This is a genomic window from Liquorilactobacillus uvarum DSM 19971 (assembly GCF_001434935.1).
Lineage (GTDB): Bacteria > Bacillota > Bacilli > Lactobacillales > Lactobacillaceae > Liquorilactobacillus > Liquorilactobacillus uvarum.
On the sequence record NZ_AZEG01000002.1, the window covers coordinates 23344 to 36323 of the forward strand.

The 12980-nt window shown below is 39.9% G+C and carries 13 protein-coding genes; all 13 read right to left on the reverse strand.

What is annotated here, in order from left to right; translation table 11 throughout:
• Positions 1 to 275: 275 nt before the first annotated feature.
• Positions 276 to 1595, reverse strand: coding sequence for a DEAD/DEAH box helicase (locus tag FD20_RS01140; RefSeq protein WP_057735723.1), 1320 nt, complete (start codon positions 1593 to 1595; stop codon positions 276 to 278).
• Complete coding sequence (locus FD20_RS01145) at positions 1588 to 2550, reverse strand: DHH family phosphoesterase (RefSeq protein WP_057735724.1); 963 nt, start codon at positions 2548 to 2550, stop codon at positions 1588 to 1590. The genes FD20_RS01140 and FD20_RS01145 overlap by 8 nt, the downstream gene beginning before the upstream one ends.
• A gap of 11 nt (positions 2551 to 2561) precedes the next feature.
• The gene (locus tag FD20_RS01150) at positions 2562 to 3245 is read right to left on the reverse strand and encodes a metal-dependent hydrolase (RefSeq protein ID WP_057735726.1); all 684 of its coding nucleotides are present in this window, start codon (positions 3243 to 3245) and stop codon (positions 2562 to 2564) included.
• A gap of 68 nt (positions 3246 to 3313) precedes the next feature.
• The gene (gene dinB, locus FD20_RS01155) at positions 3314 to 4396 is read right to left on the reverse strand and encodes a DNA polymerase IV (RefSeq protein ID WP_057735891.1); all 1083 of its coding nucleotides are present in this window, start codon (positions 4394 to 4396) and stop codon (positions 3314 to 3316) included.
• A gap of 274 nt (positions 4397 to 4670) precedes the next feature.
• A complete protein-coding gene (gene zwf / locus FD20_RS01160) occupies positions 4671 to 6131 on the reverse strand; it encodes a glucose-6-phosphate dehydrogenase (RefSeq protein WP_083489000.1) in 1461 nt (486 codons plus the stop codon).
• Between the two features lie 176 nt (positions 6132 to 6307).
• Positions 6308 to 7066 carry an enoyl-ACP reductase FabI gene (gene fabI / locus FD20_RS01165; RefSeq protein WP_083489001.1) on the reverse strand — a complete coding sequence of 253 codons (759 nt, stop codon included), beginning with the start codon at positions 7064 to 7066 and terminating at the stop codon, positions 6308 to 6310.
• Positions 7067 to 7088: 22 nt separating this feature from the next.
• Positions 7089 to 7877 (reverse strand): carboxyltransferase subunit alpha, encoded by a 789-nt coding sequence (gene accA / locus FD20_RS01170; protein ID WP_057735727.1) that lies wholly within the window; start codon positions 7875 to 7877, stop codon positions 7089 to 7091.
• Positions 7870 to 8727, reverse strand: a complete 858-nt coding sequence (gene accD, locus FD20_RS01175; RefSeq protein ID WP_057735729.1) for an acetyl-CoA carboxylase, carboxyltransferase subunit beta — start codon at positions 8725 to 8727, stop codon at positions 7870 to 7872. The genes accA and accD overlap by 8 nt, the downstream gene beginning before the upstream one ends.
• A gap of 2 nt (positions 8728 to 8729) precedes the next feature.
• The gene (accC, locus tag FD20_RS01180; protein WP_057735730.1) at positions 8730 to 10094 is read right to left on the reverse strand and encodes an acetyl-CoA carboxylase biotin carboxylase subunit; all 1365 of its coding nucleotides are present in this window, start codon (positions 10092 to 10094) and stop codon (positions 8730 to 8732) included.
• 16 nt (positions 10095 to 10110) lie between these two features.
• On the reverse strand, positions 10111 to 10536 hold the full coding sequence (fabZ, locus tag FD20_RS01185; protein WP_057735732.1) for a 3-hydroxyacyl-ACP dehydratase FabZ: 426 nt from the start codon (positions 10534 to 10536) through the stop codon (positions 10111 to 10113).
• A gap of 8 nt (positions 10537 to 10544) precedes the next feature.
• Complete coding sequence (accB, locus tag FD20_RS01190; protein WP_057735733.1) at positions 10545 to 10994, reverse strand: acetyl-CoA carboxylase biotin carboxyl carrier protein; 450 nt, start codon at positions 10992 to 10994, stop codon at positions 10545 to 10547.
• Between the two features lie 2 nt (positions 10995 to 10996).
• Entirely contained in the window at positions 10997 to 12232 is a 1236-nt protein-coding gene (gene fabF / locus FD20_RS01195) for a beta-ketoacyl-ACP synthase II (protein ID WP_057735735.1), read from the reverse strand.
• Positions 12233 to 12245: 13 nt separating this feature from the next.
• Positions 12246 to 12977 (reverse strand): 3-oxoacyl-[acyl-carrier-protein] reductase, encoded by a 732-nt coding sequence (fabG, locus tag FD20_RS01200; RefSeq protein ID WP_057735736.1) that lies wholly within the window; start codon positions 12975 to 12977, stop codon positions 12246 to 12248.
• Positions 12978 to 12980 lie beyond the last annotated feature (3 nt).

Genomic DNA, 12980 nt, shown 5'->3' on the forward strand with positions numbered 1-12980 from the left:
TCCTCTTATCGATAAACATAAAAACACCGTTGCGAGTAAGGACGCTTTCTGCGCGGTACCACCTTACTTGCAACGATGTTGTCGTTTACCTCTTTAAACTCGATAACGTTGAGTGACGTTTATTCAATCTTTACAGGCAGCTCTTGAACAGTAGTTATTGACCCTCACACCAAAACAGGCCTTCTCTTCAAATAACATATCTTTCAAGTATATCCTGAATTCTCCCAAAGTATATCCAAAATAAACTAAATTGTCAATCATACCTGAATTTACTATCAACGCTTTTTTTGTCTGCGTGAAATTTTTCGATCTTGCTGCTCTTTACGTTTGATTGCTCTTTTAATTTTATTTTTATACCCAGGTTTACGCTTCTTGCGCTCTTTTTTTACTAATCCAATCAGATTCACATCAAGCTGTTCCTTCTTGACCTTGCGCTTTTGACGTCGATCTCGGTCGTATGAATCAACAATTTCCCCATCTTTTAATGCTTTGGGTTTAAATTTCACACCCATCTGTTCAAGTTCAGAAATTTTTGCATCATCATTTGGAGTATAAAGCGTAATCGCTATCCCAGACATGCCATTACGTCCAGTACGACCAACACGATGAATAAAGAATTCAAGGTCATCGGGCAAGTCGTCATTGATAACATGTGAAACGCCTTCTATATCGATCCCTCTTGAAGCCAAATCGGTAGCAACAACAAACTGATATTCAAGATTTTGAACTTCTCGCATAACGCGTTTCCGTTGCCTAGGAGGAATATCCCCATGTATCTTTGCTACCTTCAACCCCTGTGCACGTAGGTAATCAGTCAACTCATCTGCTCGTGTCTTAGTATTGGTAAAAATCAAAGCCAAGTATGGCTGTCCCATTGTTAACAACTGGTATATTATACCATTTCGATCTCGTCCCTTAGTGGAAAGCAGCCAGTTGTCAACCGTTGGACTAATAACTGTTTTATTTTCAACGACTTCAATAACAGGATCTTGCATATATTTACGTAAAAATGGTTTGAGTTTAGCCGGGATAGTTGCAGAGAAAACCAGCATCTGCAAGTCTTTTGGCAAAGTTGAAGCAATTGCATCAACGTCTTTTAGAAAACCAAGATCTAAGGTCATATCGGCCTCATCAACAACCATATATTGGGCATTATGAATGTCCAAATCATTGCTGCTAACCAAATCAAGTATTCGCCCTGGAGTTCCAATCACTAATTGGGGCTGATGATGATGCAATTTTTCAATTTGACGCTGTTTGTCTGTGCCACCAACATAATTGTGCACCATAAGCGGCTGGTCTCCCTGTTCAGTCAGTTGTTTCGCAGCCTCATAAATCTGATATGCAAGTTCACGACTCGGTGTTGTAATGACGGCTTGAACGCTTTTATTGTTTACATCAATTGAATTCAAAATTGGCAATAAGAAAGTATGTGTCTTACCACTCCCTGTTTGCGACTGTCCAACCACACTTTGGTCATTCATTATGACCGGTATAAGTCTCTTCTGAATTTCAGTTGGTTCTTTGAAATGAATTTTGTCTAAAGCTTTTTCAAGAAAAGGTTGAAAACCGAATTCCTTAAACGAATTAATCATTAGATTCTCCTGTATAGCCGGCTGCTATTGCATCCAGCTTTTTAATATATTCTGGTATTTTTTCTCCATCAGGCATAAAAGCCCCGCTAGCTAACGGATGGCCTCCACCTGCATACTCTTTAGCAAGCTCATTAATAACGGGTCCCTTTGAGCGAATGCGCAGTCGAAAAGAACCATCTTTCTGCTGAACAAGAATCGTCCAGCACTTGACTTCAATTATTTTACCAAGTAACGGTACGATTGGAGCAGTGCTTGCATCCTTTATTTCGAATTTTTCCAAGATCTCTCTCGGCAGTACAATGTACGCTGCACCATTCTCCGTAATAGTCATATTTTCATAAACATAAGCTGCCAATCGTGCTACCGGCAATGCAATGCTATCTAGCTTTTGATTGATTTTTGCAGCTTCAAAATCATGCTCCATTAGTTGACCAGCAATTCGCATCGTATGAGGTGTTGTAGCATCGTACATAAATCTTCCAGTATCTCCAATAATTCCGGCGTACAACATTCGCGCAGCATCATCAGGTACAGTAAGCTGACCCTCGACCGCGTTCACAAGATCCATAATCATTTCAGAGCAACTTGATGCATGCGGATTGACCCAACAGATATCTCCGTAAGGATCTTCATTAGGATGATGATCAATCTTGATCAGATATTTTCCCTTTGTATAACGTTTATCATCAACTCGAGGCTGATTAGCCGTATCTGTGACGATTACGAGTGCTTCTTTATAAGTATCGTCTTCAATTTTTTCCTGCTCTGCTATCCAAGAAAGCCCATGAACATTTTCACCTACCTGATAAACTTTTTTATCAGGAAAGTTCATTCGAATAATAGCTGCAAGCCCACACTGTGATCCATATGCATCAGGATCTGGCCGCTGGTGGCGATGAATAATAATGGTTTCGTACTTTTTTATCTGCTCAAGAATATTTGTTTCTATCGACATCCTAGTTCTCCTTAAATTTCAAAAGATTTTCCTACAGTGGCCTTTATCCCGACCCCAAACGCCAACTTATTAATATATGCCGCAGCGTCTTGTTTTATCTGTGGAAAAGTGTTGTAGTGAATTGGCAGTACATGTTTGGCTTTAACGAATGATGCAGCGCGAACTGCATCTTCCGGTCCCATCGTAAAGTAATCGCCGATCGGCAAAAATGCCAAATCAACTCCACTTCCGCCATTGACCAATTGCATATCTGAAAAGAGTGCTGTATCCCCCGCATCATATAAAACTTTTCCATCAATATGCAATTCAAAACCAGCGGCAACGCCCAAAGTACGCGGAGTATTTCCATTTTGTGGAAGCGCCGCTGTATGCCAAGCTGGGATAAGCTTGACCGAACCAAAGTCAGTTTTCAAAGAACCGCCAAAATTGATACCATAAGCCTTAAGTCCTTTTTCACCAAAATACGCCGCCAAATCAGTAATTGCGATTACTGTTGCCCCAGTTTTCTGTGCAATCTCAACAGTATCTCCTACATGATCAAAATGAGCATGTGTCACCAAAATGAAATTCGGTCGACATTCCTCAACTTTCAGATCCGTTGCTGGATTATCTGTAATAAACGGATCAATCAAAATATTAGTCTTGTTTTCAGTAACAATTTCAATAACCGCATGTCCATGCCATATTACTTTCATCAGCTACACCTCCCAAATACTAACTTACATTACAAGTATACCTATAAAGACTAGCAATTACAAAGCCGCTACTCTTTCCATAATGGCAATTTAATGTTTTCAAATCTCAGTTCATCGATGTTAGTTAAGGTTAGCCCTAACAAGCGGACATCAATTTCACTAGGTTGCATTTGATCAAACAACTGTCTGCCCCAAAATACAAAATTTTTTTTTTCGTTTACTAAATAATCGTCAAAAGTTATTCGTTTAGTCATTGTCTCAAACTGACTATTTCTAAGTTTCAGTACGAGTGTTTTCCCATGTTTTTGCTTTTGTTGTACAGTTTCTGCAAGTTTAGCTGCTAAAAAATCCAACTTGTCATCAACCTCGGCAGAACTTTTTAGTGGCTGATTAAGCGTTCGCTCAATTCCAATTGATTTTCGTTTTCTTTTCCACTCGACCGGCCGTTCATCAATCCCGCGTACCCTTTGGTAAAGGATCTGACCCATTTTTCCGAATTTTGAAATCAGATCTACTTCACCCCACTCAAAAAGATCACTCCCTGTATCAATTCCCAACTGATGCATTTTAGGCGCAGTCTTCTTCCCAACTCCACGAAATTTATCAATTGGCAAATCAGACAAAAACGAGTTAACTTCTTCAGGCAAAACCAATGTAAGACCTGCTGGTTTATGATAATCTGAAGCTAATTTTGCCAAAAATTTATTATATGAAATTCCTGTTGAACAGGTTAGCTTTGTTTTCGCAAAGATTTCCTGCTGAATCAATTGAGCAATTCGTAAGGCCGAACCTATTTTCTTTTTATTCTCTGTCACATCCAGGTATGCTTCATCAAAAGCAATTGGTTCGACTTTGTCAGTATATTCATGAAAAATAGCATGTATCTCCTTTGATACACTCTTATATTTAGTGAAGTCCGGTGTAATAAAAACAGCCTGATGGCAAAGCCCATATGCCTCATGCGCACTCATTGCCGAGTGTATTCCAAAACGACGAGCCACATAATTAGCTGTTGTAACAACTCCTTTTCCCCCCGTATGACGTGGATCACGTGCGATTACAAGCGGTTGATTTTTATATTGCTTGTGATCGCGCATTTCAATTGACGCATAAAAAGCATCCATATCAACATGTACGATTTTACGCTTCAATTCCACAGTTATTACCACCCTGTAACCATTTTTGATACTTAAATCATATCAGAACGTTAGTTCGTTTTCAATTATTATCAACACAAAAAAGCTTGCAACAGACTAATGCCTACTGCAAGCTTTCTTTGTTTTGAAATCATTTAATGGATATTTCAACAAGTTTTTTTCTAAATTAACTGTTGCCTTGTTCACAATAAAATCCTAGTTTCAATCATGCTCTTAGCAACAGACTAAAAATTTTCTTAATTCTGGTGCAGCTCTTTGCTTATTATACTTATTTTTTTGCAGTGAAGATCCACTTGTGATCATCATGAGCTAACAATTCATCCGCTTCACGTGGCCCCATTGATCCGCTAATGTATTCAACAGGTGCATCTTCCTGCTTATCCCATGCAGTACGAATAGCATCGACAAATTTCCATGAATATGCAACTTCTTCCCAATGTGTAAAATTGGTTGCATCTCCACGCAACGCATCTAAAATCAATTTTTCATACGCTTCGGGTATTGGAGTACTATCGCTTTCAGACTGCAGTAAATCCAACTTTTGAACCTGCAGACCGAAATTCTGACCAACTTTTTTCACATTCATCTGCAGGTAGATCTCACCTTCAGGTTCTACGATAATCGTCAAAATATTTTTCCCAAGCTTCTCAGACCCAAAAATATTCTTAGGAACATCTTTAAAGACAATATCAATGCGCGTTGTTTTTTTTGCGAGTCGTTTACCAGTTCTAATATATATCGGAACGCCAGAAAAATTCTCGCTGTTAACAAACAGCTTACCTGCTACAAAAGTCTCAGTTCGAGAATTATCTGCAATTTGCTCCTCTTGCCGATAGCCTTTAAGACCTTGCGATTGCGCATATTGGGCTCTTACAAAGTTTTCTTGCACCTCTTCAGGCGTGTACACTTGCAGTGCTTTTAACGCATATATCTTTTCACGTCTAATATCAGTCTCAGTAAAAGAAGCTGGCATATTCATTGTTAGCAATGAAACGATCTGCAAAATATGATTTTGAACCATATCACGCAAAGCTCCTGCTGTTTCGTAATAGCCTGCACGCTCTTCGACACCCAGTGCTTCACTTAACGTAATCTGGATGTTATCAATATAGCGATTATTCCAAAGTGCGCGGAAAAGATTATTTCCAAAACGAACAGCTGCAATATTTTGAATCATTTCTTTACCTAAGTAATGATCAATTCTAAAAACAGAATCTTCGGCAAAGTAGCGTCCAATCGAGTCATTCAACTCCCTTGCGCTTGGCAGGTCATGTCCGAATGGTTTTTCGATTATAAGACGATTATATCCATTATCTGTTACTATATTTTGCGATTTCAAATGTTCAGCGATTGTTCCAAAAAAGCGCGGTGACATTGCCAAATAAAATAAACGATTGCCACCAATACTGTACTTTTCATCTAGTCGTTGAGCCAATTTTTGCAGAGTTACATAGTGCTCCGTATCATTGACATTGTGCGACTGATAATAAAAATGCTGTGCAAACTCATCCGCATCTTCTTTGGAAGTACCATCCGTAGTTACCGACTTTCTAACAACTTCTTGGAAATACTCATCAGTCCATGGACGACGCGCTGTACCTATCACAGCAAAATTTTCTTTTAAAAAACCTTTTTCATACAATTCAAACAATGATGGATATAATTTTCGTTTCGCAAGATCCCCTGTTCCACCGAAAATAATAAAGAGTGCTTGTTGTCTTGTATCCATAATTAGCTGCACCACTTTCACTTAATATCTTTACACTTATATAAACATCAGTGTACTTGTAAAAAAGAGTTTTAACAAGTATCGAGTATTCTTTAAATCTTATGTAGAACCTGAAAAAAGCGTAAGACTTAAACAATTTATTAAGTTCTTAATTTTTCTAGCGAAACAAAGAACTTTTAAATTAAGTGAACACCTTTATCTACGTAAATAACATCTCCAACAACACCTGTCGAAAGATCACTTACAAGGAACGAAGCTGCTCCGCCTATTTGTTCCGTAGTTACTGATTCGCCGTCGACCGTTCTCTCACGTGACAAACGTAACAGATCTCCATGATCTTTAACCCCTGTAACAGCTAATGTTTTAACTGCTCCAGCAGAAATGGCATTAACTCTAACACCATATTTTGCCATATCGCGTGCCAGATAACGAACATTTGCTTCAAGTGCAGCTTTAGCAACTCCCATTACATTATAGTTAGGGATAGCACGTTCTGAACCAAAATAAGTTAATGTTACGATACTAGCAGGATCATTTAATATTTTAATGCCGTATTTTGCAACTGCTATCAGTGAGTATGCAGAAATATTTTGTGCCAAGGCATACCCTTCGCGGCTAGAATTCATAATATCCCCAGCGAGTTCTTCTTTCTTAGCAAAAGCAATTGCATGGACAATCCCATCTATTTTTCCAAAGCGATCTGCTACTTGACCAAATGCTTTTTCAATGCTTTCATCACTGGAAACATCACATTCAATCAGACGATCCTCATCCTGTACTAACCGATTCAAACTTTTTTTCAATCGTTCATTTTGATACGTAAAAATGAGCTCTGCACCATTATCAAGCATTGATTGTGCACAGCCCCAAGCAATACTCCGTTTATTTGCAGCACCCATTATCAGAATTTTTTTACCGCTTAATAATTTATCCAATCTCTTCAACCTCCATCAAAACCTAGAACTGGCGGAACCTTTGCTGACGTTTCTCTATCAATTCAAATGACGTCAACTTCTCCAAATCAATCAATTCTTTTTGCAATATCTTCTTAACAGCTTTAAATACACGTTTGTGTGATCTTGATTCAGGAACTATACCGTCAATTATATGCTGTTCAAGCAATTTTTCTGGTGTCAACTGCATCACATCCGCAGCTTCATCAGCTCGACTGCTATCCTTCCATAAAATTGCCGCAAATCCTTCAGGTGATAAAACAGAATACATGCTATTTTCAAACATCCAGACGCGATCCCCACAAGCTAAAGCAAGTGCACCTCCACTACCACCCTCACCATAAATCATTGAAATAACAGGTATTTTGACACTGCTGATTTCAAGTAAATTACGGGCAATAGCTTCGCCCTGACCATTTTCCTCAGCCGATTTGCCTGGATATGCACCAGCTGTATTTACTAACGTAATAACAGGACGACCAAACTTTTCAGCTTGTTTAATCAACCGCAGCGATTTACGATAGCCTGAGGGTTCTGGGCAGCCAAAGTGTGTTCTGAGACGTTCTTCTGCAGACTTGCCCTTATTCGTTGCAATAACAGTGACTGGAGTATCATTAAATTTAGCGATACCCCCAACTATTGCCGCATCATCATCTGATAAACGATCACCATGAAGTTCCATAAATTCGCTAAAAATCCCATCAATCAACTCGTAGGCAGACATTTTTTCTTCACTGCGAGCATTAGCAACAATTTGAGCAGCCGTTTTTTTCTTATCAAGTAAACTAACCATTTGCATCACTCCCTTTGCTATGCAGTTCAAGCAGCCATGCAAGCTTCTTCTTAATGTCTTTTCTTGCAACAATAGCATCTATGAAGCCATGTTCTAGTACACGTTCAGCATCTTGCAGATCACTAGGAACCTTTTGATGCGTTGTTTGTTCAATCACTCGTTTTCCAGCGAAGCCAACCAAGACACGCGGTTCAGATAAAATAATATCCCCTTGCATTGCAAAACTAGCTGTTACACCACCAGTTGTCGGATCCGTTAAGACAGTAATATATAGTAATCCTGCTTCTGAGTGACGTTTGACCGCCTGCGAAATTTTTGCCATCTGCATCAATGAAAAAATTCCTTCTTGCATCCTTGCGCCCCCAGATGAGGTGAACAGAACTACAGGAACCTTTTGACGTGTTGCTCGTTCAAAAAGGCGTGTTATTTTTTCACCAGTGATCGTTCCCATTGAGCCCATGATAAACGCAGGGTCCATAATTCCTAATGCTAGGCGCTGGTCCTCTATCTTAGCCATCCCTGTCAAAACAGAATCATTCAATCCCGTCTGTACGCGCGCTTTAGAAAGCTTTTTTTGATAGTTTGGGAACTTTAGCGGGTCAGTTGTCTTTAAAGAATCATCCATCTCTGAAAAAGAATCCACTAACCATTTTAAACGTTCACGCGCAGTAATTCTAAAACCGTATTCACAATTGGGACAAACTTGGTAAACACCCAGATCCTTATGATAGAAAGACTGATGACATTTTGGGCATGCGATCCACATCCCGGATGGAACCTTTTCTCCAGCTTTTTTATCAGCCTTTATATGTTTGTGTCCCAATGTTTTTAATTCATTAAATAATTGCACACCTAATCCTCCTTCTTCCACCTTGGTAGGAAGGATTTCTCAAGATAATCAGTCGTCACTCGTCCGTTCTTAAAAGTATCGTCATCAAGCAGCGCTAAATGGAACGCTTGATTCGTTGTGATACCATCAATCAGCATCTCATTTAAAAGCCGTTTAATTTTTTGAATCGCTTCATTGCGGTCATTCCCCAAGGCAATAACCTTAGCTACCATTGAGTCATAGAAGGGCGAAATTTTGACACCAGCGTATAAAGCCGAATCAATCCGCATCCCTAAATTTCCGACAGGAAAATACAAATATTTAACTTTTCCAACTGACGGGGCAAAATTCTTTGCTGGATCTTCAGCATTAATACGACACTCAATCGCATGACCCTGACAATGAATATCTGCTTGTTTAAACGGTAATTCTTCGCCAGCAGCCACACTAACTTGTGCTTTTACCAAGTCAATACTTGTAACCATTTCCGTAACTGTATGCTCAACTTGGATACGAGTATTCATTTCCATAAAATAGAAATTATGCTCCTTATCCATCAAGAATTCAATTGTTCCTGTATTAACATAATTAATCGCGTTAGCAGCCCTGACTGCTATCTTGCCCAAGAAATTACGCTGATCTTCTGTAATCAGCTCACATGGACTTTCTTCGATAACTTTCTGCTTGTTTCGTTGAACAGAACAATCACGTTCAGGGAAGTAGACTGCATTACCTTGTTTATCACGAAAAATTTGAACCTCAATATGCTTAACATCTTCCATGATTTTTTCCAAATACATTCTTGAATCACCAAAAGACACAACGGCCTCTTGCTGTGCTTCCTCAAAATTGTTTTGTAATTGTTCTTCACTATCAACTCTTCGGATACCTTTACCGCCGCCACCGGCAGCAGCTTTCAGCAATATTGGATAACCGACTTTATTCGCAATCCTTCGAGCATCATCAGTATTATCGACAAAACCTTCACTACCAGGAATAACTGGCACACCGCTTGCTCGCATCTGTTCGCGCGCGTTTGCCTTATTTCCCATCAAGTCGATCGTTTCCGATTTAGGTCCGATAAAAGTGATGCCGCATGCTTCACACATTTCGACAAATTGGCTGTTTTCCGACAAAAAACCAAAACCCGGGTGAATTGCTTCTGCTCCTGTTCCGACTGCTGCACTTAAAATATTTTTCATATTTAAATATGACGCTTGCGGACGAGCAGTTCCGACACAAACAGCCTCATCAGCCAATTGAACATGCAAACTTTCACGATCAACATCAGAATAGATTGCTACTGACTTGATTCCTAACTCTTTTAGTGAGCGAATGATGCGAACGGCAATTTCACCGCGATTAGCTACTAGAACCTTTTTAAACATCAAATCACCCCTAACTTTAACCAATCATAAACGTCAATTCTGCAGTACATACTTTCTTACCCTCAACTGTCGCAAGACCTTTTCCTAAACCAACGTTATTTCTGATTTTTTCTAATTTGACCTCCAGGCGCAACGTATCTCCTGGACGAACAACACGTCGAAACTTGGCTTCCTTGATTCCGCCAAAATAAGCAGTCTTACCCTTAAAATCAGGTAAAGTCAACAGTGCAACCGCACCTGTCTGAGCCAACGCCTCAACGATCAAAGCACCGGGCATCACAGGATTACTTGGAAAATGTCCGTTAAAGACCTCTTCATGAATTGTCACATTTCTTTTCGCTACCGCCATTTCACCTGGAACAAGTTCATCAACGCGATCTATCAGCAGCATTGGATAGCGATGAGGAATGATTTTTTGTATTTCAGTCACATCTAAAACCATTTTATTGTTTATGCCTCCTCAACTTCAAAAAGTGGTTGTCCAAATTCAACTAATTCTTCGTTATTTACTAAGACTTTAGAAATAACACCTGCAACCTCACTCTTGATTTCTGTCATCATTTTCATTGCTTCAATGATGCAAACCACGTCGCCTTTATGAACATGATTTCCTGCCTTAACGAACGGCGGTTTAGTGGGTTCAGATTGAAGATAGACACTTCCAACCATCGGGGAATCAATCGTTTTTTCTGGTTTTTTAACTTTTGTTTCTTCCGCAGGAGAAACTTGTTTATTTGCAGTTTTTGGTCCATTCTCAATTCCTGTTGGTGCTTGTACAATCGGTTGTGAAACTTTATTTTTACTTAAACGAATATGAAAATCTTCCGTAGTGATTTCTAATTCACGGCTAGGCGAATCATTGAAATCAGCAATCAATTCTTGTATTTCTTTATAATTCAACCCTATTCACTCCATTTTCTAAATGCTAATACCGCATTGTGTCCACCAAAACCTAGCGAGTTGCTGATTGCATACTCAAGATCTGGTGCACTTTCGGCATTTTCTGTCACAACGTTGACATGGCATTCAGGATCTTGCTTCTTTAGCCCAACATTTGCTGGTAGTTCGCTTTGTTCAAGTGCTGCAACCGTAATAACGGCCTCAACAGCTCCTGCAGCCCCAAGCAAATGACCTGTCATACTCTTAGTGCTGCTTACTCTGACAGGGCTGTCGACTCCAAAGACACGATTAATGGCCTTAGCTTCGCCTGAATCATTAGCGTGTGTTGCTGTGCCATGGGCATTGATGTAGCCAATGTCTTCAGGTGTTACCCCTGCTTCAGAAATTGCCTGCTGCATCGCGCGTGCGGCTCCCTCACCTGTCGGATCTGGGGAAGTCATATGGAATGCATCACAAGTGCTTCCATATCCAACAACCTCGCCTAAAATTCTTGCACCACGTTCTTTTGCATGCTCCAAACTTTCAAGAACGAGTGTTGCTCCGCCTTCACCCATAACAAAGCCGGAACGATCTTCATCAAATGGCAGTGAAGCTCGATAAGGATCTTCTTCTTTGGAAAGTGCTGTCAGGGCAGCAAAACCTGCAATACCGATTTCATTAACTGATGCTTCGGAACCACCAGTCAGCATTACTTTAGCTCTGCCATCTTTTATCTGACGATAGGCTTCACCGATTGCATTGGTACCTGAAGAACAAGCCGTAACGATTGCAGTACATATATTCTTTGCCTTGAAACGCAACGCAATATTACCAGCAGCCATATTTACGATCGATGTCGGAACAAATAATGGCGACACTCTTTGAGGCCCCTTGCTGTTCATCTTTGTTACCTGTTCTTGAATTGTAGTTAAACCACCAATCCCAGAACCATAAATCACACCCATATCGTAATCATCAGTGTTTTCACTGTTAATACCAGCTTGTTCGACCGCAGCGATAGCACTGTCAACAGCATATTGCGAAAATAGATCCATTCGCTTAGCTGCCTTCTTGCCAACACGAAGTTTCGGATCAAAATCTTTAACTTCTGCAGCCACAGTGATTCCTGTTTCGCTTGCATCAAACTTGCTGATTTTATCAAATCCAATTTTTCCAGCAAAAATATTTTTAAGAAATGTAGCTGTATCGTTACCTACCGGAGTAACGGCACCCATTCCAGTAATTACCACTCTACTCATCGATAAAACCCTCCTAGATCGTCATTCCACCATCAATCGTTATAACTTGTCCCGTAATATAATCGCTTTTGGCCAAGAAAACTGCGGTTTCGGCCACTTCAACTGGTTCGCCAAAACGCTGAAGCGGAATGTCTTTTACCATTTGATCCTTGATTTTCTGGCTCACTTCAGCCGTCATATCACTATTGATCATTCCTGGTGCGATTGCATTGCAGCGAACGCCGCGTAAGGCGCCTTCGCGCGCGATCGTCTTTGTTAACCCGATAATACCTGCTTTACTGGCAGCATAATTTGCCTGTCCAAGATTGCCATGCAGCCCAACAACACTAGCTAGATTAATAATAACACCGCTTCTCTGACGGGACATTTTCTTCAAAATCCCTTGAGTTACATTAAAAGTGCCAATTAAGTTAGTTTCAATAACACGGCGAAAGTCTTTTTCTTTCATTCCGATCATCAACTTATCTGCTGTAATTCCAGCATTGTTAACCAGAACATCAAGATTATCAAATTCTTCAAAAATTTCCGTCTGCATTCTTTTGGCATCGTCACTTTGAGAAACATCACCTAATGCAACTTTACATTTCACGCCTTGTGCTTCAATTTTTTCTATCAGCTCATCTGAAACATTTTTACGACCGTTTAATACAACATTGCAGCCCTCTTTCGCAAATTGAAGTGCAATTGCTGCTCCGATTCCACGCGAACTGCCAGTAACAAAAACATTTTTTCCTTTAAGATCCATGTT

What these genes read in the sequence shown, in the direction of transcription:
- accC (WP_057735730.1), bottom strand. Translation starts at nt 10,094, where the DNA reads ATGTTTAAAAAGGTTCTAGTAGCTAATCGCGGTGAAATTGCCGTTCGC.
- fabF (WP_057735735.1), bottom strand. Translation starts at nt 12,232, where the DNA reads ATGAGTAGAGTGGTAATTACTGGAATGGGTGCCGTTACTCCGGTAGGT.
- fabG (WP_057735736.1), bottom strand. Translation starts at nt 12,977, where the DNA reads ATGGATCTTAAAGGAAAAAATGTTTTTGTTACTGGCAGTTCGCGTGGA.
- fabZ (WP_057735732.1), bottom strand. Translation starts at nt 10,536, where the DNA reads ATGGTTTTAGATGTGACTGAAATACAAAAAATCATTCCTCATCGCTAT.
- FD20_RS01140 (WP_057735723.1), bottom strand. Translation starts at nt 1,595, where the DNA reads ATGATTAATTCGTTTAAGGAATTCGGTTTTCAACCTTTTCTTGAAAAA.
- FD20_RS01145 (WP_057735724.1), bottom strand. Translation starts at nt 2,550, where the DNA reads ATGTCGATAGAAACAAATATTCTTGAGCAGATAAAAAAGTACGAAACC.
- accA (WP_057735727.1), bottom strand. Translation starts at nt 7,877, where the DNA reads ATGGTTAGTTTACTTGATAAGAAAAAAACGGCTGCTCAAATTGTTGCT.
- zwf (WP_083489000.1), bottom strand. Translation starts at nt 6,131, where the DNA reads ATGGATACAAGACAACAAGCACTCTTTATTATTTTCGGTGGAACAGGG.
- FD20_RS01150 (WP_057735726.1), bottom strand. Translation starts at nt 3,245, where the DNA reads ATGAAAGTAATATGGCATGGACATGCGGTTATTGAAATTGTTACTGAA.